General features: G+C 61.6%; 14 protein-coding genes. 6 read left to right on the top strand and 8 right to left on the bottom strand.

Annotated features, from left to right (window positions below):
• Positions 1 to 175 precede the first annotated feature (175 nt).
• Positions 176 to 544, top strand: a complete 369-nt coding sequence (locus tag LB538_RS15090; protein WP_224523679.1) for a phage integrase N-terminal SAM-like domain-containing protein — start codon at positions 176 to 178, stop codon at positions 542 to 544.
• Positions 535 to 888 carry an ATP-binding cassette domain-containing protein gene (locus tag LB538_RS15085; RefSeq protein WP_224523921.1) on the top strand — a complete coding sequence of 118 codons (354 nt, stop codon included), beginning with the start codon at positions 535 to 537 and terminating at the stop codon, positions 886 to 888. The genes LB538_RS15090 and LB538_RS15085 overlap by 10 nt, the downstream gene beginning before the upstream one ends.
• 190 nt (positions 889 to 1078) lie before the next feature.
• Here the strand turns inward: LB538_RS15085 and LB538_RS15080 are convergent, their stop codons facing one another.
• Positions 1079 to 2896, bottom strand: coding sequence for a mechanosensitive ion channel family protein (locus LB538_RS15080; RefSeq protein WP_224523676.1), 1818 nt, complete (start codon positions 2894 to 2896; stop codon positions 1079 to 1081).
• Positions 2890 to 3363 carry a hypothetical protein gene (locus LB538_RS15075; protein WP_224523674.1) on the bottom strand — a complete coding sequence of 158 codons (474 nt, stop codon included), beginning with the start codon at positions 3361 to 3363 and terminating at the stop codon, positions 2890 to 2892. The genes LB538_RS15080 and LB538_RS15075 overlap by 7 nt, the downstream gene beginning before the upstream one ends.
• A 179-nt stretch (positions 3364 to 3542) precedes the next feature.
• Between LB538_RS15075 and LB538_RS15070 the strand changes: the two genes are divergently transcribed.
• Both LB538_RS15070 and LB538_RS15065 read left to right on the top strand, forming a co-directional pair.
• Positions 3543 to 3761: a glycosyltransferase family 2 protein gene (locus LB538_RS15070; protein WP_140846269.1), complete on the top strand. Its 219-nt coding sequence runs from the start codon at positions 3543 to 3545 to the stop codon at positions 3759 to 3761.
• Positions 3762 to 3767: 6 nt separating this feature from the next.
• Complete coding sequence (locus LB538_RS15065) at positions 3768 to 6665, top strand: glycosyltransferase (RefSeq protein WP_411909020.1); 2898 nt, start codon at positions 3768 to 3770, stop codon at positions 6663 to 6665.
• Between the two features lie 60 nt (positions 6666 to 6725).
• Here LB538_RS15065 and LB538_RS15060 read toward each other — a convergent pair whose 3' ends face one another.
• Positions 6726 to 7406 carry a redoxin domain-containing protein gene (locus LB538_RS15060; protein ID WP_224523670.1) on the bottom strand — a complete coding sequence of 227 codons (681 nt, stop codon included), beginning with the start codon at positions 7404 to 7406 and terminating at the stop codon, positions 6726 to 6728.
• Between the two features lie 19 nt (positions 7407 to 7425).
• Entirely contained in the window at positions 7426 to 10725 is a 3300-nt protein-coding gene (locus LB538_RS15055; protein ID WP_224523668.1) for an adenylate/guanylate cyclase domain-containing protein, read from the bottom strand.
• Positions 10726 to 10967: 242 nt separating this feature from the next.
• Between LB538_RS15055 and LB538_RS15050 the strand changes: the two genes are divergently transcribed.
• A complete protein-coding gene (locus LB538_RS15050) occupies positions 10968 to 12737 on the top strand; it encodes an adenylate/guanylate cyclase domain-containing protein (RefSeq protein WP_224523666.1) in 1770 nt (589 codons plus the stop codon).
• Positions 12738 to 12933: 196 nt separating this feature from the next.
• On the opposite strand, the gene LB538_RS15045 is transcribed toward LB538_RS15050, so the two are convergent.
• The 3 genes from LB538_RS15045 to LB538_RS15035 all read right to left on the bottom strand — a co-directional run bounded on the left by LB538_RS15045 (position 12934) and on the right by LB538_RS15035 (position 16109).
• The gene (locus tag LB538_RS15045; protein WP_224523664.1) at positions 12934 to 14319 is read right to left on the bottom strand and encodes a hypothetical protein; all 1386 of its coding nucleotides are present in this window, start codon (positions 14317 to 14319) and stop codon (positions 12934 to 12936) included.
• A gap of 195 nt (positions 14320 to 14514) precedes the next feature.
• Positions 14515 to 15039, bottom strand: a complete 525-nt coding sequence (locus tag LB538_RS15040; protein ID WP_140846263.1) for a GNAT family N-acetyltransferase — start codon at positions 15037 to 15039, stop codon at positions 14515 to 14517.
• A gap of 74 nt (positions 15040 to 15113) precedes the next feature.
• On the bottom strand, positions 15114 to 16109 hold the full coding sequence (locus LB538_RS15035; RefSeq protein WP_224523662.1) for a hypothetical protein: 996 nt from the start codon (positions 16107 to 16109) through the stop codon (positions 15114 to 15116).
• A 29-nt stretch (positions 16110 to 16138) separates the two neighbouring features.
• On the opposite strand from LB538_RS15035, the gene LB538_RS15030 reads away from it, so the two are divergent.
• Entirely contained in the window at positions 16139 to 17554 is a 1416-nt protein-coding gene (locus tag LB538_RS15030; RefSeq protein ID WP_224523661.1) for an adenylate/guanylate cyclase domain-containing protein, read from the top strand.
• A 31-nt stretch (positions 17555 to 17585) separates the two neighbouring features.
• On the opposite strand, the gene LB538_RS15025 is transcribed toward LB538_RS15030, so the two are convergent.
• Complete coding sequence (locus LB538_RS15025; protein ID WP_140846271.1) at positions 17586 to 18065, bottom strand: class I SAM-dependent methyltransferase; 480 nt, start codon at positions 18063 to 18065, stop codon at positions 17586 to 17588.
• Positions 18066 to 18081: the final 16 nt, after the last annotated feature.

The raw sequence follows: 18081 nt of genomic DNA, 5'->3' as shown, positions 1-18081 counted from the left end.
GACTGCCCTCCCAATGAATGTTCGAGATGACCGAATTGAAGCCCGAAGAACGAACCCGCTGCGCGGGATGGGCGCGTGGGGTGAGGTAGAGATCACGAGCCGGACGTCGCGCTCGCATTGAGGGTGGTTCGGCAGCGGCAGAGCATCACGGGCTTCTTCAACAAGGAGCCTGACCATGCCCTATCCTGTTCTTGATGCACCTATCAGTCCACTTCGTCAGCGGCTGATCGACGACATGAACATGCGGCGTTTCTCACGGGAGACGCAGCGCAACTATCTGGGCGACATCGGACGCCTGGCGACGTTCCTCGGGCGTTCACCAGACACAGCGACCACCGACGACCTGCGCCGGTTCCAGATCGAGCAGCAGGACGACGGTGTTCCCGTGCCGAGGATGAACAGCATCGTGTCGGCGCTGCGCTTCTTCTTCACACATACGGTCGATCGTCCCGATCTGGCGACGGGCCTGCGCAAGAGCTACGAGCAGATGGAAGTGTTGAAAGGCATCGACTTCGAGATGGCCGCCGGCCAGAGATCGCGCTGATCGGCCACTCGGGCTCGGGCAAGGCCACCTGCCTGCGCTGCCTGAGGAGCCGAGCGCCGGGAAATCCATCTCGATGGCGAACGGATCGGCGTCAACCGCGGCCGGCCGATGAACGATCGCCGTTCGCCCCGCAACGCGCCGAAATGGGAATGGTCTTCCAGCTGTCCAATCTCTGGCCGCATCTTTCGGTGACGGAGAACGTCGCGATCGCCGTGCGCAAGGTGCGCGGGCTTCCCGCCAGGGAAGCGAAGGAGCTGGCGCTGGAGATGCCCGCCAAGGTCCACATGACCCACCGCGTCCACGACGAACCAACCTCGGCGCTCGATCCGGAACTGGGTGCATGAGGTGCTGAAGCGGCCGGCAGGACGAACTTGCCGTCGACCTGCTTGAACTGGGCTCATTTCTCCTCCAGCCTCTTTCGAAACATCACCGAATGCGGCAATGATCGGTCCGAGGGACACGGAAAGAAAGAGTATCCCTGCCACGGGCGATACGCGGAAAGCTGTACTGTGACTCGCAGGTGTCACAGCTTTCCTACTCCGTTGTGCTGGCTTTTTTTCTGCGCCGATTGGTGTGCGACTGCGCGACGGCCACTTTCAACTCGGGTGTGATCTGCAACGGCGCGTTCCCATGTGGGTTCTGCAGCCCCTCGACGTGGACGGTCGGGAATGGGAGTTCGATGCCCTGCTCCTTGAAGACCTGGCGGAGACGTACATAGAATTTGCGTTTCATGTTGAAGGCGCCTCCCGGTCTGGTTGTGGCCTTGACCCTCAATACGATGCCGTACTCGCCGAACTCCTGTACGCCCTGCATTTTGATCGGTTCGAGCACCCAGTGTTTGAACTCGGGATCTTCCGCCAGTTCGAGCCCGATCCGCTTGATTAGCTTGCGGGCGAAGTCGATATCCGTGTCATAGCCGACGGTGATATTGAATTTGTCGATAACCCAGTCACGGCTCTGGTTCTGAACTGCCCCGAGTTCACCGAAAGGTATCGTGAACAGCGGACCACGATGGTGGCGCAACTTCACCGAGCGCAGCGAAAAGCTTTCCACAGTACCCTTGTAATTGCCCGAGGAAATATATTCGCCGACACGAAACGCATCATCGAGCAGAAAAAACACGCCCGAAATGATGTCCTTGACGATGGTTTGTGCCCCAAAGCCCACCGCGACGCCGACGACGCCAGCGCCAGCGATCAGCGGGCCAATCTGGATACCCAGCGAGGCGAGCATCATAAGCACCGCCATCACTATGATCGATGCGAGCAGAATGTTCTGGAGGATAGGCAAGAGCGTGTGCAGCCGCGCCTGCTGCGGATCGAGGATCGGGACGTCCTCGTCGCCGATCACAGGGTGCGGTGTTTCGATGCCCAGCTTTCGTTCGATCAAAGCTTTGATGATCGACCAGCCGAAATCGGCTGCGAGGGCAATGACCACGACATTGATCAGGCCGCGCAATACGACCGTGGTCGTCGTATCGCTGTCCCGCATCGACTGCATGTCCAGGCCCCAGACACGCGCGAGAAAATAAGCCGCCGCCAGGATCAAGATCATCCGGACTCCGCGGTCGATGACAGCGATCGTCACCGCCGGGATCGTAGGCCGGCCAGCATCCTCCGAACCCGGCCGCAGGACGAAATTGACCCCGCGCTGCGTCAGCACGACCGCCAAAGGCAGGAAGAATGCGGCGAAGGTAAACCAGAATAATATATTGAGGCCGGCGATGCGCAGCAGGAACAGAACGACGAAATAAGCAGTCAATAGCCATGTCGCTGCCGTGTGGCCGCTTTGGTGCGCACCGTCTCGCTGTGTTCTTGGTCGACGCCAAACCGCAAGCAGCAAGAGCAACAGCAGTACGAAATCGGCGCCCGTTGACAGGACCAGCATTCCGTCCCGATCGATGCCGAGACCCGGCAAGAGGATAAACGCCGCGCCGAAGAAGGCGAAGACGCCGACGATCCGGGGTAGCCAATAGAACCAATGGTCGGCCGTTTCGTTGGTGATCGGCAAAGCACGAACCTCGACGGCGTTCTCGACTTTCATGAAGGAAGGGACGAGCATGGCTGCGAGGTACATGCGCACACCCGCCGTAACGACCGCAGCCATCAGAAATGTCAGCACGATCTCGCGGATAAGCATTGGCCAGTCGAACAACATGAACGCGCCGGCGCTGCCCAGCGCGAACGATACGATCAGCAGGCTGGAATAAAGCGTGCGGCCGCCAATCTTCTTGGCTCGCCCAATCGGCGTATCCTTCGACTGCGCGATGATCCAAAGACGAAACGGACGGGTGAGCCTGTACATTGCCCAGGTGAGCGCCACGCCGGCGGCGATGAAGATCGCAATCAGCATGAATACGCCGGCAGAGCCCTTGCTTGACATATCTCCATGGTCTCCGTGCGAACGCGCGCGAACTGACCTGGCAGCAAAGGCACGGTTCGCGCAATTCTTTCGATATGATGCTTGATCCGATCGAGCGTCGAGGATGCCATCGTATTCATCTGGCCCGGTGCGGCCGCGGGGTCAGACGATATGTCGGCCGGCGAAGCTCCCGCCTCGGCAGGCGCTCCCGTCGGCCCGGAGCCCTGCTTTCGCTGTTCGGCCACCCAGGCCTTCACTGACGGATCGTCGAGAAGCTCGAACAGCTGTTTGACCTTTTCAGGCGGGACGGCCGCCGGCGCCTGTGCCTGTACCGGACCGGCCAACAAGAGGGCGATCCCAAGGACGAGCGACCCGGCAATCACCGCCAGCAGTGCCGTCAGATCTCCGAAATGTCGTGCCGGGCGCGCCAGATACCCGGCTCCCAATCGTCGATTCATGAGTGGCATCGTGGTTTAACCTTCCCTCAAATCGGCAGGCAACGACGTCTATGTCCCCCATTACTCCTACCTTGAAGAAGCCGAAGTTGTGGTGCAAGACTTCATCGTTCCGAGCTAGACCGTTGCGCCGGGCACGTTTTTGACATTCGCCGACTCTTGCCGAAGAAAACGAAAGCTCGATGATCCAGGACAATGCTACCGCAGGCGGTGTGATACCGATGTTCGATGCCAAGAAAACCATCGGCGCAACGCTTGCCGGCATCCGCCGGAAGACCTACCAGGTACTGGATATAGTCGTGATGGATGATGGGTCGACGGACGGATCGGCGTCGATTGTGACGGCCTGCGCCGAGAAAGACCAACGCATCCTGTTCCACCTTCGAACTAGGCGCGGGTAGGGCGGCGTGGCGTCTAATCCTTTGGTTTCAATCGTGGTTCCTGCGCACAACGCGGAGGTAACGCTGGCGCGCGCGCTCGATTGCCTTCTCGATCAGGAAATAGTGGATTGGGAGGCGATCATCGTCGACGACGCCTCCACGGACCGCACCCCCGCTATCATTGCCGGTTATGTGGAGCACGATGCCCGATTTCGGGCGTTGAGGTCTTGCGCGTATAGCGCCGGCAGCGCGCGCAATAGCGGGATTTCGACAGCGCGCGGCCAATGGCTCATGTTTCTGGACGCGGACGATTGGGTGGATGCCAGCTTCCTTGCGAAAATGCTGGCCGCATTGAAAACCACGCCCGATGCAGTGGCCGCCTATTGCGGTTCTCGGCGCGTGATGCCCGATGGCGAACTCACCCCGTCGAGCATCTCAACTGAGGTTGCGATCCAGCCCTTCGAAACTTTCGCCCGCCGGTGTGCCATTCGCACTCACGCGCTGCTGGTCGACCGGGAGACAATTGTCGAGTTGGGCGGTTTCGATGTGTCGCTGCGCACCTGTGAGGACTGGGATCTGTGGCAGCGCCTCGCACGTCTAGGCAAACGTTGGGTGATGGTCGACGAGCCGCTCGCTTTCTATAGCGTCAGCCCCAACTCGCTCTCCCGCAATTCGACGCAGATGCTGGCAGATGCGGAAATCGTGATCGCCCGCGGCTTTTCTCCTGATCCCAGGGTCAAACACCCAGCATCGGCTCACGCCAATGGAGCGATCGAGGCGAACGGCCGCACCGCTTCCCAGGCACTCGCGTGGTTTGCACTGTGGAACGCCGCGTCGGATTGCGGCGGCGGCTCGCACTCGATCAACCCGCAGTCCCTGCGCGCGCTCCCGGCAGGACGTAAGTGGGCGCGTGAGGTCGCCAAGGTGGTCTTCGATGGCCTTTTGGTGGGAAGCCTATCGGTGCCAACGCAACTGGCTGCCAGATGGGACAGGTTCGGCGGCTCTCTCACCGAGCTGATCATCGAACTCGGCAAGATCTGGGGCGATCCCGCAGCGGGTCGCCGCGTCCAGTATCACGTTGAGCAAATGCTTCTCGACTTCGACGATCTTGCCGCGCCGCGCAGACTGGCACGGACACTCGGAATTCGCGTGGACGCTCGAAATCCGATCTCGATAGAATTGCCGGAAGGAATCGACCAAATTTATGCCTATCTGATGGTGGACGGCCGGATCGAGGCCCGCGTGCAGTTCGGCGCGCTCGGGAAAGTGACAAGGAGCCATTGGATTAAGCTGGCCTCGCAGAGCGGCGTTGCCGACAATTCAAACCTGTCTGCAGCCGAGGCGTCGTTGCCCATGGCGGAGCATCCGTCTGATCCGGACAGCCACTTCGGCGAACTCGCCCGATTGGTCGCTGAAGCGCAGGGGCTGGTTCGGTCGAGCGCCGAAATTACAGAGCCTCTTGCAGTGCCGCGCCGTCCACGGGCCGCGGATGACCACGACAATGATCGCACGTCTTTCTGGAATCGTTATTTCGCGACGGAGGACCCCTGGAACTACAGTTCACCCTATGAGCAGGAAAAATATGAGCGGCAGCTCGAAATTCTGCCTGCCGGTCCTATCGGACGGGCGCTTGAGCTGGCCTGCGCGGAGGGCCACTTCACGCGGCAGCTGGCGCCGCGAGTGGGCCATTTGACCGCAACTGACATCTCCGCCATAGCCATCGGGCGGGCGCGCGCGCGATGCAGCGATCAGCCGAATGTTGAATTCGGTGTGCTGGATTTCTCGGCGGACACGCTGCCAGGTGGGATGGATCTGATCGTCTGTTCGGAAGTGCTCTACTACCTGGATGATCTCGCCGAGTTGCGGCGTATCGCCAAGAAATTTGTTGAGGCGTTGGCGCCTGGCGGCAGTTTCATCAGCGCACACGCATTCGTACTCCGTGACAATGTTGAAAGGACGGGCTTCGACTGGAACACTTTCGGCGCACAAGCGATCTCAGAGACGCTGGCAGCGACTGAAGGCCTCGTCCTCGAGCAATCGATCCAGACCGAGCTCTATCGCATAGACCGCTTCCACCGCCTGTCACCAGACGACGTGGCGATGGAACCGATGATTGATCATGTGCCGATCCGCGCACCCATCGGTATTGGCGTCGCACGAAATATCGTTTGGGGCGGGGCACGGGCCTTGCGCCGCGACGTCGCACGTAGCGAGCGGCGGCAGCGTATCCCTGTCCTTATGTATCACAGCGTCGCCGATGATGGTCCGGCCGCGCTCGCCCGTTTTCGGCTCACGCCCGCCGCATTCGGCGGCCAGATGGCATGGCTGCGCGCCAATGGCTTTCACGCGATCACGTCCGAGCAGCTGGGATGGTCCATTGCCAACCGTGAACCTTTCATTGGCCGCCCGGTGCTCATCACCTTCGATGACGGCTTCCAGAACTTTGCCGACCATGCCTGGCCGACCTTGCGCAAGAATGACCTGACCGCGGAAGTATTCCTGGTGACGGACTTGATGGGCAAAAGTGCACAGTGGGACGCCCAAAGTGGTCCGCCGACGCAGCTTATGGACGCCGGGACGGTGCGACGCCTCGCCGGCGAAGGTGCGTTCTTCGGAAGCCATCTGGCGACGCATCGCGCGATCGATGGTCTGTCGAGTTCTGACTTGGCCGCCGAGCTCCTGCGTTCTCGTATGTTCATCGAACGGTGGACCGGTCGTCCAACCACGACGTTCGCGGCACCCTTCTCTGTCACCGACCGACGGCTTGGCCGGCTGGCCAAAGAGTGCGGCTATCGGATCGGCTTCGGCGGCAAACACGGGCCGGCGGACCTCGATTGCGATCCCATCGACCTTCCGCGCATCGAGGTTCGCGGGGATCGCTCGCTCGACGACTTTGTTGCCACTGTCGAGGCCGTACTCGAATGAACGGTGAACAAACCTCTTCTGCTTTTTTGTCGGTGTCCGCCGACTACCTTGGTCGCAAGTCTATTGGACGACCTGGGACACGGCTGACATCAGCTCCTGCGGGTTCGGCGCCCTAAACATGTATCGCCCACCCTCTGGGACTTCAGTGAAGCTCCAGCGGACGACCCCCTGACGGTCCAGCAGGAACTGACCGATCAGTTGTCCGTGACCCGTTGCCATCATCTGCTCGTCGGCCTCGGTCACTTCGTAATGGTCCTTCTTGTCGAGGAATTCGCTGGCCGCAAAAGGATCCATGGGAGCGGGCAACTCGCCTGGTATGTCGACCCGCATATCCTTTGCCGCTGTCATCGAGACCTTGTACGGCCAGTTCGTTTCGTCTTGGGTGAATTCGAGGTTGGGCAGTCCAAAGGCACGATGTGAAGCGCGTTCGGGGTCGGAAGCCGCAAGCAGATTCGGCATCGGGTGGTAGCGGAAATAGAGACGCGCCCGCTCAATCGGCGTGTTGACCACCGTCAGGCTTTCCACCCCCTTTTCGCGCAATTCCGGATCAAGCCGCGCCTGGGCTGCGATATGGCGCCGGCAGAACGCACAATGGAGACCTCGAAACAGGCCGACCAGCACCGGTTTTTGTCCGCGGAAGTCGTCAAGCGCGATCTTGCCTTCCTGGGTGATGGCGTCGAGCACCACGTTCGGCGCACGATCGCCCGGTTGAAGCGGTACCAAGTCAATACGCGCGGACATTTTTCAACCTCCCACCCGGCTAATCGAGAAAAGGCAGCACCACAAGCGCTTCCGGGTCGAGCCCGTGCTGGGCGCATATTCCCTGCGCCAAGGAAAAGTAGCGTTCAGCCTCGGCCAGATTGTCGAGGTCGAGGTTAAGCGTTGCAAGGCCATCATAGCACGGAAACAGCAGTTGGGGCTCACTCGTTTCGCGCGCTACGTCCAGTGCTTCTTGGAACAAGCCAACCGCCAGTTCCGGACGACCGTTGCACTGGTGGATCTGCCCAAGCACGATCAACGGCACCGGCAGGTGCTCGCGCTGGTCGAGCGCCCGGTCGATCTCGATGGCCTTCTCGGCAGCAGGCACGCCCTCCGTTGGGCAGCGATCCGTGAAAGTGCAACAAGCAACCGCCAGATTGGCGAGGAGGCGCGCCTGAAAACCCAAATCACCAATATGGCGCGCCACTTCAAGACCGCGCCGACAGACCTTTATGGCTTGTGCCGGATCGATGGTCGTGTAAAGCACGCCGAGATTGGTGTAGCCGCGGCAGGCCGCGCCCAGCAGACCGGCGGCTTCGGCCAATTCGATGCTGCGCTCAATCTGACGCACGGCTTCATGGTCTCGCCCAAGGCGAGCCAGCGCAACAGCCTTGGTATTGAGTGCCTCGGCGGTCACAAGAGTGGCATCACGCCCCACCTCTGAGACATGCTCGGCTGTCAGAGTGCGTACGCAATCCAGCGCCGCGTCTGCCCATTTTGCCGCAAGAGCGTGATCTCCGCCACGAAACGCCTGTCGGCCACGTTCTTGCCAGAGATGCGCCTGCTCGACCGGGGCATCCGCGCCATCGAGAAGCGCTGCCGCTTCGGCATAACGGGATTCTGCGTGGTCCCGCTTGCCGACGTCCCAGAACAGCCGACCGATCTTGCGCAAAACTCGCGCCGAAGCGATGCGATCGGCGGACTCGCGATATGCCTGCAAGACCGTCTCGTAGTGCTGGTGCGCGATCTCGCGGCGGCCTAGCGGACCGCTCAAATCGGCAATGCGCTCTGCAATTGCCAGTTTGAGCGGTGTTTGCCCGACCGCGCCCAACGCAGTCATGGCTCGCTCGTAGAAACGAAGGGCGTCGTCGTTGGCATATATCATGCGAGCGCGATCGCCCGCCGCCTGCAGGTATTGCGCGCCCCTTTCCCGCTCGGCGCTCTGTGCGAAATGATGGCCGAGCACGGTCAAATCCTCGAGCCGTTCCGGCTTGTCGCCGCACAGTTGCTCCAAGGCGGCACCGATCCGCCCGTGGATGTCGGTCCGGCGTTGCAGGAGCAGATTCTGATAGATCACGTCCTGCAGCAATGTTTGCGTAAAGCGGTAGCTTTGCGATGAGACCGAACCTGATCCGGCAACTTCCTCGATGATTTCCGCATCGCAAAGCAGTTCGCAGCCGGCTTCCAGGCGGCCTGGGTCGGCTGTCACGGCTTTTAGAAGTGTGGCATCGAAGCGCGGGCCGATTACCGCGGCTTCCTGGGCCAACCGTCTCACCTCTTGGGGCAGTCGGTCGACGCGGGCAAGCAACATTGCCTGGATAGTGGCGGGAATGCCGGTTGCGACTTCGCCTGCCACCGTCCGCCATCGCTGGCCCTCGCGCACCAGAATACCGCGATCGATAAGGCCGCGAACAATCTCCTCTATGAAAAGCGGGTTGCCGCCCGCGCGCTCGAGGATCTGGTCGGGAAGTCCTCCTGCGGTGTTTACCCAGCTCTCGCCGAAAAGCGCCCCCAGCAGGCTGCGTCCGTCATCACCGTTGAGCGGCGAAAGCCTGAGCGCTGTGTGACTGACCCGACTTGAGTCGAGCTGGTCGTTGTGCGGCGCCGGACGATGCGTGACCAGCAACATCAACCGCGTGCGTTCCAACCTGTCCATCACGAAACGCAGTGCCTCGAGCGACACGGCGTCGGCCCAGTGCAGGTCTTCGACGACAATCAACAGCGGCGACAACGCAAGCCGCCGTTCGATGATCGTGCGGACCGCGTAGAGAATTTGCCGCCGCAGTTGCTCGGGCTCGACATGCTGCAAGGTGGCGTCGGGGTCGCCAAGCCCAAGCACATGGTAGAGCAAAGGCATCAGCCGCTTCACCTCCTCGCCCTGCAGGCCGAGATCGGTAAGCAAGTCTGCGAGCTTGCCCCGCATTTCCTCCCCACTGTCGTTTTGCATCATCCCGGCAGCGCTGCGCACCACTGCACCCAAAGCGCCGAATGATTGTTCGCCAAGCGGCGAGCACGTGGCCTGCCGCACGGCGACGTTGCGAAAACGATCCTCGTCGCCGACGCGGGCGACGAACTCCCTCACCAGCCGCGATTTCCCGATACCGGCTTCTCCGACGAGGCGGACAAGCTGGGCCGAGCCGCCGCACGCCTGATCAAGGCTGGCCAGCATTCTATTGAGCTCCGCACCGCGGCCTATTATCGGCGCGCTGAGGCCGAGCGCCTCGAGCCCGCGCGCTGCACGCGGCGCCGCAAGCGGTCCATCCAGTCGGTGGACGAGCACGCTGCCAGCCTTGCCGCGAAGCACGACATCACCCAGCGACTCGTAAGCAAAGGCATGCCGGGTCAGCCTGTGAGTGAGCTCGCCAACCAGCACCTCACCCGGTGCGGCCAGCGATTGCAGGCGTTGCGCCGTATTCACCGTATCGCCGGTTACCGAATAGGATTTGGCGGTACCGATGCCCAATCCCCCAGTAACGACCGGACCAGTGTTTATGCCGATGTGAAGCAACAGAGGCGAGCCGGAGTGGAAGGTGCTTTCGCCGAGCCGTGCCGTCCGGGCCATCATGTCGAGAGCGGCGCGAAGCGCGCGTTCCGGATCGTCCTCATGCGCGACCGGTGCACCGAACAAGGCAAGCAGTGCATCGCCGATGAACTTGTCGACGAAACCGCCAAAGTTTCGCACTGCCGCTGTCAATTCCTTGAACAGTTCGTTCTGCAGCGTTTGCATGACCTCTGGGTCGAGCTGCTCGCTGAGTGTGGTGAAGCCGCAAAGGTCGGCGAACAAGACCGTTACCGTCCTGCGATCGGCGTCAGAGACGGGATGCAGCCCGTCTTCGCTTTCGATGTTTGCAAGCAGCGACGGAGTTCGAGAAGGCGGCACAATGGTCCGGCTTGGTGTCGGATCAGGCCGTTCGACGGCTTTTGCCGGCGCACCGACGCTTGTCCCACATTTCGGACAGAACTCGAAATCAGGTGCGCAGACGTAGCCACAACTGGAGCATGGCACGGGCTGGCGCCTGCCACACCTCGGACAGAAAGCGTAACCGTCCTCAACCTCGAAACCGCAGCCCGCGCAGTCCATCGAACAAGACCTCACCAGGGGCCGTGACGGCGTGATCTAGCTACGCACTTCACGGCCGGGTATTCACACAAGGATGAACCGATAGCCGTCGACCAGCAAGCGGCAACGCAAATGGGCATCGAGCGATTAGTGTGGGTTCTGTGGCAGAGCGCTGTCGATTCGGGCGGCTGCCTGGCCGTCCCTTGCGAAAGTTCCCTCTTACCCTCCGTCTTCCTGCTATCCTGGAAATGAGGAGACGACCCATGAGCGAGAATCGTAAGCTAGCGGCAATCCTGGCTGCCGATGTGGTCGGATACAGCCGGCTCGCGAGCGCGGACGAAGATCGTACTTTGGCGAGGTTGCGGGCGCTGCGCAGCGACCTGATCGATCCGACCATCGAAGTGCACCACGGGCGGGTGATCAAGCGCACCGGGGATGGAGCGCTGGTCGAGTTCCGCAGCGTGGTGGATGCCGTGCGCTGTGCCGTTGAGGTTCAGAACGGCATGGTCGAGCGCAATGCCGGCGTGCCGCAGGACCGCCGCATCGAGTTCAGGATCGGCATCCATCTGGGCGATGTGGTCGAAGAGAGCGACGGCGACCTGATGGGCGACGGCGTCAACATCGCCTCGCGTTTGGAGGGCGTCGCGGCGCCCGGTGCCATCTGCCTGTCCGAGGATGCCTATCGCCAGGTCAAGGCGAGGCTCGACCTCTCGGTCAGCGATCTCGGCAGCACACAGCTCAAGAACATCGCCGAGCCGATCCGGGTCTATTCGCTGCAAGTCGGCGCCGGGACCAAGGCGGCCGCGACCCCGGAAACCGCGCCGAGCCGGCCCGCGACGGCAGCGCCGCCGAAATTGTCGATCGCCGTCCTGCCGTTCGCCAACATGAGCGGTGACGCCGAACAGGATTACTTCGCCGACGGCATCTCTGAAGACATCATCACGGCGCTGTCCAAGCTGTCGCAGCTCTTCGTCATCGCACGCAATTCGTCGTTCACCTTCAAGGGCCAGAACGTCCAGGTGCAGGAGGTGGGCTCGAAGCTCGGCGTGCGGCATGTACTTGAGGGCAGCGTACGCAAGTCGGGGAACAGGGTGCGCATTACCGCGCAGCTCATCGATGCAGCCTCCGGCGGCCATCTTTGGGCGGAGCGGTTCTATCGCGACCTGACCGACATATTCGCCGTGCAGGACGACGTGACGCAGCAGATCGTCGGTGCGTTGGCGCTCAATCTGACTGAGGGCGACCGTCAGCGGCTGGCGCCCGAGTATGCGCGCAACACGGAGGCGTATGACTATTTCCTACGGGGCCGAGAGCTGTGGCACCGGCTGACGAAGGAGACGAACGTCGCAGCCCGCGACCTCTTGCAACGTGCCATCGAACTTGACCCGAAATTTGCCTCTGCCCACGCCTTCCTCGCCCTGACGCACGGGCTCGATTACCTGAACAGGTGGAGTGGGTCGCCGCTGGAATCGATGGCGCAAGCGGAAGAGGCTGCGACGCGAGCGGTAACGCTGGATGAGAGCGATCCCTGGGCGCACTGGGCGTTGGCTATCGTCAAGCTGTATACACGACGGCACGATAAGGCCATCAACGAAGCCGAGCACGCGATAGCCCTCAATCCGAACTTCGCCGAAGGGCACGTGATCCTCGGCGAGGCGCTGCACTATTCGGGCAGGTCCGAAGAGGCGCTCGAGAGTTTCGCCCGGGGCAAGACCTTGAATCCATACTTTCCGGATGTGCTTCTGCATTTCCAGGCTTTGGCATCGTTTCAACTCGGAAGGTACGAAGAGGCCGTTGACCTCTTGCTGCAACGGCTGGCTCGCAACGCTGCCACCGATGTCTCGCGCGCGCTTCTGGCCGCCAGCTACGGCCATCTGGGCCGTTTCGACGAGGCCCGTGGGGCATGGCAGGAGGTGCTGCGCGTCAATCCGGACTATTCGCTGGACTACCGACGCAAAGTCTTGCCCTACAAGAACCCTGCCGATTTCGAACTCGTCGTGGACGGGCTCCGCAAGGCCGGTATCGTGCAATGACAGGTGAGGCCAAGTCAGGTCTGGCCTTGAACTGCAGCCGATCGCGATGGAGCCTCCGTAACCGTTTTGTTTCCGTTTGACTGCTGCTAACCCTCAAGGAAGCGGCCGGATCAGACGCCAGAGGCTCACCGATAAACCGCCGTCGCTTGCGGTTGCACCCTAGAAAAACAGCCTGAGATAAGGGCTGAAGTGAGGCTCAGGTCGCCTTGATCTCTGCCTGGCCGACCTTGCGCCACCGGGCGTCTTCGCGAACGAGTTTCAGGTCGTCGGTCGTCTCGGCAAATGTCCGCAAACGATATTGCCGGAGCAGTTCCGGGAAGAGCGCCCCCTCGGGTAGGCCGGCAAGCTGCTCGCGGACCGAGATCTTTTCATCGATGACCCGCATTCCCCAGGCATTTTCCCGAACCTGCAGCTCCGCAGCCAGATCGCGCTCTTCCGGCGCGTTTTCGTCTAGCGCAGCCAGCAGGATCGAGTGGAAAAGCGCTACATAGCCAATCTGTCTCAATCCGCCCACAACCCGCACGCGCGGCAATATGGCAAGAACGAGGAACATCAGGAACAAGTTCGGCAGCAGCACGCCGTCCAGCAGCGCCTGCTTGAGATACGGCCGCTCGAACGGGACGGAAAGACCATGCGGCTTGTCGGGCTCGATCAGGTGCCCGTTCTCGAGGACGAGCTTGCGCACGCGCTCCTCGCGGATGCCCCAGAAATAGGCCGTGGTATTGGGCAGGAATCTGCCAAATGGGCTCGATGCGGCCTCTTGCAAGGCACGTTCGAGACGCTGGCGCCTTGCGGGCTCGACGAGCAGCCTGGACAGAAGGCTGTCGTCATATTCCAGATGCCGAGCCATGGCAGCCGCGGCGAGCCGATCATCGATGAAAACCGGCAGGGCCATGCCGGATCGATCCCAATTGGCGACCAGATCCTGGTTGAAGGCTGTCAGCGCATCGGCAGCGGTTCCAAACACCTTGTCTTGACTGGCAAGCAGTGTGCCCAGCCAGCGGCTGGCATCCGTTTCATCGCCCACCGCTTCGAGCGCGCGCTTGTTGAGGGAGACGGGACCGGCCAGGCAGACACTTTTGCGGCACAGTTTGTGGCGCCCCATGCCGAACAGGTTGATCTTGTCGTCGCCGACATCGAGCCATCCCGGCCCCTCCCGGCCAATTGTTTCCATGGTCATCGTCGTTCCCATGAAGCCGACGAAGGCCGACAGCCTGTTTTCGACCGCGCCGAGCCAAGCAAGCAGGAGGGCATCGAAGGTGATCCGGTCCATCAGAAGCAGGCAGTGCAGGCCGGACTGAATCACCGGTCTGTGCTCGAACTCTTCGAGGGCCTTGCCGATCTCCTCAGGCTGCATAATCACACCGAGGCGCTGATGCAGGACTTCGCGCAGGATCGAGCGGGCAGCGATCGCGGGGCCGGATGTGGGCCTTGCCACCGGCCGCCACAGATGGCGGGCGTAGTCGGAAACCGGTGCATTCCAGTTCTGCTCGATGTCACGCACGACTTCCGGGCAGAGTGGCGACAGCAAAGCCAGAATTTCCACCGGAGGCGTAGGGGTCGGGTCAAAGACGGCGGTCATTGGTTCCCGTCAGCCGCTTGCGGTGCAGAGGCCAAGGGAACCAGACTTGCTGGACGCGCTCGGCCCACGCAACGCGATCAAATGGTGTAAGACGAAATTGACCGTATCCCACGGAGTTCTCCATCAGCAATCACCCGTTCGCCGACTCGGCACAAAATGTCAGATCGGCTGCACGGCCAAGGCCAACAGCGGATCTCAGAACCGCAGCCGGGCCATGCTCAGGAGGTCGTGGTACCGCCCGTCGGTAAAACCGGCCTTCACATGCCGACCTTCGATCTCGAAGCCGTGGCTCGTGTAAAGACGGATAGCCGGTTCGTTGTCGGCATAGACGGTCAATTCGACCCGCTTCAGGGCCCGCCAGTTGTCGGCCACGTCAAGCAGCGCGCCAAGTATGGCGGAGCCGATCCCCTTGCCGACAAAGGCGTCGTGAAGGCCGATGTTGATCTCGCCGATATGCGAACGGCGCGGCGAGCCCTGTACGATCAGGCTGCCATGGCCGACGATCTTGCCGTCCACCTCCGCAACGATCCAGGTGGTTTCCTGGCCGGACTTGGCGATACGCCGCTCCACCTGCTCCACCCTCTCGAAAGGCATCCTGAACGTGCCCCAGCGGAAACCCGGCATGTTGAAGATAGCGCAAAGCGCCTCCGCATCGCTTGACCGGATGGGTCGGAGCTGTGGCCGGATCTTCTCGGACGATGGCGAGGTCGTGCTGGTCATGGCGTTCCCGGCGAAGGCAATCGGTCCGGCACGATGCACCGGACCTCACCTGGAAATCCAGCCGTCTCTTCGACCTACGATGCCGGTTGCGAGCTGAAATATTGGGAGGCGGTGTAGAGCTTGAAGGCGCCGCTCATGCAGATCCAGCCGAAAAGGGCGAGCCAGCACAACGTCCCGATCGCCGTCCAGTCGATCCGGTGCACCGCAGCGTCGGTGATGACGAGGCCAAGGATGGCAAGAAAGCCAACCAGGAACTGCGCCATGCCGAGCACCAGCAGTTCCTCGCGCGGCGCGTTTTTCCAGAGGAGATATACGCCGCCGGCGCCGGCGAGGAAGATGGCGCTGTAGACCTGGGCGTGGAAGGGATCGACCGGCCATGGCCAACTGCTGCTGACCACCCGGGGAAACAGCAACATGCCGACGCCGTATAGCCCAATGATCGCCGTTTCCGCTGACATGTAGCCGCGCCATGCGGGGGTTAAGGCCACGCCTTTTACCGAAGGACGGGCCCTGGCCCGCCACAGGAACAGCCCGGATACCGCGGCCGAGGCAAGATAGACCAAAAACCACAGCCACGGCGCTTTGCGCTCGAAGTTGAAATAGCCGAGATTGATGAACGAAGCCGCCGAGACGATGACCGTGAAGATGAAGGCCATGACCAGCACGAGCCTGCCGGGCGACCAGCGGTTCCAGAACAGCAGCGCCGCCATCACGACCATTTCGGCGGTGTAGAAGCCTCCGAGGAAGCGGGCATTGAACGGGGTGACGGCCCAAGGCCACCTCGGCTTGACCAGCACAGGCGCGAAAAACAGGCCCGCGCCCACGATCAGGACGATGATGACCGCCACCGAAAAAAGGCGCAGGGCCGCGGGAAATGGCGGATTGTCGGATGTCGGCATGGGAGAGAGTCCCCAAGGTGAATGCCCGTGGACCATCATAGTGCCGCTTGCGGCCGGTGAAAATCTGCCGAATGGAATTGAACCGTCATCAGGTTTGTCTATTCGAATGGTCGCACGGTCCGTTTCGAAGTAAAATGCAGCGGCCGGACCAAGGAGCGGTCCGGTCAACATGGCTTGGGCGCATTTTCGGAGCCTGCACGATGAACGAAGCTCAGGACCTGTTCTCGCTTTTGCGGCAATCACCAGATGTCGATCCACTGGCAATCGACGCGATCCAGCGAACCATCGCGGAAGGCGGGGACCGTGAGCTTTGCCGCATCAATGCGCCGGCCTTCGCCAGCAAGCATGGCCTCGACGAGGAGCGCACCATAGGCGCCTTTCTCCATGCGGCGCGGGTCGGCATCTTCGACATTTCGTGGAATGTTCTGTGCCCCGGCTGTGGCGGCGTGCTCGACACCAACGCCACGCTGAAAACGGTGCAAAAGGACGAATACACCTGCACGCTGTGCGCCGAGGGTTATTCACCGACCCTCGACGAGATGGTCGAGGTGACGTTCACCGTCAGTCCCCGCATACGCAGGATCGCCGCCCACAATCCGCATGAGCTGCCGTTGATGGAGTATTTCCGGCAGATCTACTGGGCGTCCGGCGTCGATCTGCCGGATGAAGACTTCGCGAAAAGGATGGAAGAGATCTCGCTGGAGGACATCGAGCTTGCGCCCGGTGAAAAGGCGGTTCTGACCGTACAGCTTCCGTCCGATTTCATCATCGTCTTCGAGCCGGTTACCCATTCGGTGCAGTTCATCGACGTGAAGGGTGAGCCGACAAAGGAGCGCCGAAGCCTTTCGTTGGTCTTCGACCGCGACCATGTCCAGAGCCAGACGCTGGAGATGCAACCCGGGCCGTTGCGCATTTCGCTGGAGAACAGGACCGACACACGCGTGCTGCCGACGGTCTTCATCGCCAGTCAGGGCTTGCACGATCTGCTGGGCAGGCGCCGGCCCTTCCTCACAGCCAAGCGCCTGCTCACCAATCAGACGTTCCGCGATCTCTATCGCACGGATACGCTCGACATCAACCAGCGCCTGAAGATCACCAGCCTGACCTTCCTGTTCACCGACCTGCGCGGATCGACCGCGCTTTACGAGCGGGTGGGCGATCTTTCGGCCTTCGATCTCGTGCGCGCGCATTTTCAGGTTCTGCACGAGATCGTCGCGGCGGAGGCTGGCGCGGTGGTGAAGACGATCGGCGATGCGGTGATGGCGACCTTCGCGACGCCTGATCGTGCGATTGCCGCGGCCCTCAGGATGCGCGATGCCATGCGTGCGCTCAACGACAAGAGCGGGCGCGAGGATCTGCTGCTCAAGATCGGAGTCCATGCCGGCCCCTGCATCGCCGTGTCTATGAACGAGCGGCAGGACTATTTCGGCCAGACGGTCAACATTGCTTCGCGGGTCCAGAACCTTGCCAATGCACAGGCGATCTTCGCCACTCGTGCGGTGGTCGACGACAATCTCACCGCCGATCTGTTGCAAAGGAAGGCGCTGACGCCCGTGCCTCATGAGGTCTCGCTGCGCGGCATTGAGCGGGAGATAGCAGTCTATACGATCCCTTGAAGACTTGGTCCCTAAAGACCCGTCTCCACCCTCACACGCGCTTGCAGAGAAAATAACGATCGGCGGGCTCCGGAGTCGGCGCCGGCAGGCGTTGCAGCTGCGGGTGATCGAGCGGCGTGCCGCTCACCGCGAAGCCGCCGACGCGAAGCATGCGCGCAATCAGATCGGGAAGCCAGGTGGCAGTCACTGCATCGCGATCGTCATAGCCGGTGCCTATGTCGGCATGGACGAGAGCGGCGTCGATGCCGATGAACCTCCTCGCCGTCTCGCGTATATCGCCGAGCACGAGATTTTCAGCTTCGGGAATTGAGCTGGCGTGTGCGCCAACTTCGCGGTCGAACACCACGATCCGGCGTCCGGGCAGGCGCTCGCGCAGATGGTGGAACGTCCGGCCATTGCCGAGGCCAAGTTCGAGCACAAGCCCCTCCATCTTCGCCACCTCGGGGCAGATTTGATTGAGAATGTCGCGCTGTGCGGTCATCCGGCTGATGAAATTGTCGAGGCGACTCATATGCGATTGTATGTCC

This window comes from Mesorhizobium sp. Ca11 (assembly GCF_020165275.1).
In the GTDB taxonomy this organism is placed as follows: Bacteria; Pseudomonadota; Alphaproteobacteria; order Rhizobiales; family Rhizobiaceae; genus Mesorhizobium.
The sequence above is the reverse complement of the archived record's forward strand: the minus strand, read 5'-3'. Positions and strand labels throughout refer to the sequence as shown.

Excerpts from the sequence above, each read along its gene's own strand:
- LB538_RS15090 (WP_224523679.1), top strand. The coding sequence starts at position 176 with ATGCCCTATCCTGTTCTTGATGCACCTATCAGTCCACTTCGTCAGCGG.
- LB538_RS15080 (WP_224523676.1), bottom strand. The coding sequence starts at position 2,896 with ATGCTGATTGCGATCTTCATCGCCGCCGGCGTGGCGCTCACCTGGGCA.
- LB538_RS15075 (WP_224523674.1), bottom strand. The coding sequence starts at position 3,363 with ATGAATCGACGATTGGGAGCCGGGTATCTGGCGCGCCCGGCACGACAT.
- LB538_RS15070 (WP_140846269.1), top strand. The coding sequence starts at position 3,543 with ATGATCCAGGACAATGCTACCGCAGGCGGTGTGATACCGATGTTCGAT.
- LB538_RS15060 (WP_224523670.1), bottom strand. The coding sequence starts at position 7,406 with ATGTCCGCGCGTATTGACTTGGTACCGCTTCAACCGGGCGATCGTGCG.
- LB538_RS15055 (WP_224523668.1), bottom strand. The coding sequence starts at position 10,725 with ATGGACTGCGCGGGCTGCGGTTTCGAGGTTGAGGACGGTTACGCTTTC.
- LB538_RS15050 (WP_224523666.1), top strand. The coding sequence starts at position 10,968 with ATGAGCGAGAATCGTAAGCTAGCGGCAATCCTGGCTGCCGATGTGGTC.
- LB538_RS15045 (WP_224523664.1), bottom strand. The coding sequence starts at position 14,319 with ATGACCGCCGTCTTTGACCCGACCCCTACGCCTCCGGTGGAAATTCTG.
- LB538_RS15040 (WP_140846263.1), bottom strand. The coding sequence starts at position 15,039 with ATGACCAGCACGACCTCGCCATCGTCCGAGAAGATCCGGCCACAGCTC.
- LB538_RS15035 (WP_224523662.1), bottom strand. The coding sequence starts at position 16,109 with ATGTTGACCGGACCGCTCCTTGGTCCGGCCGCTGCATTTTACTTCGAA.
- LB538_RS15030 (WP_224523661.1), top strand. The coding sequence starts at position 16,139 with ATGAACGAAGCTCAGGACCTGTTCTCGCTTTTGCGGCAATCACCAGAT.
- LB538_RS15025 (WP_140846271.1), bottom strand. The coding sequence starts at position 18,065 with ATGAGTCGCCTCGACAATTTCATCAGCCGGATGACCGCACAGCGCGAC.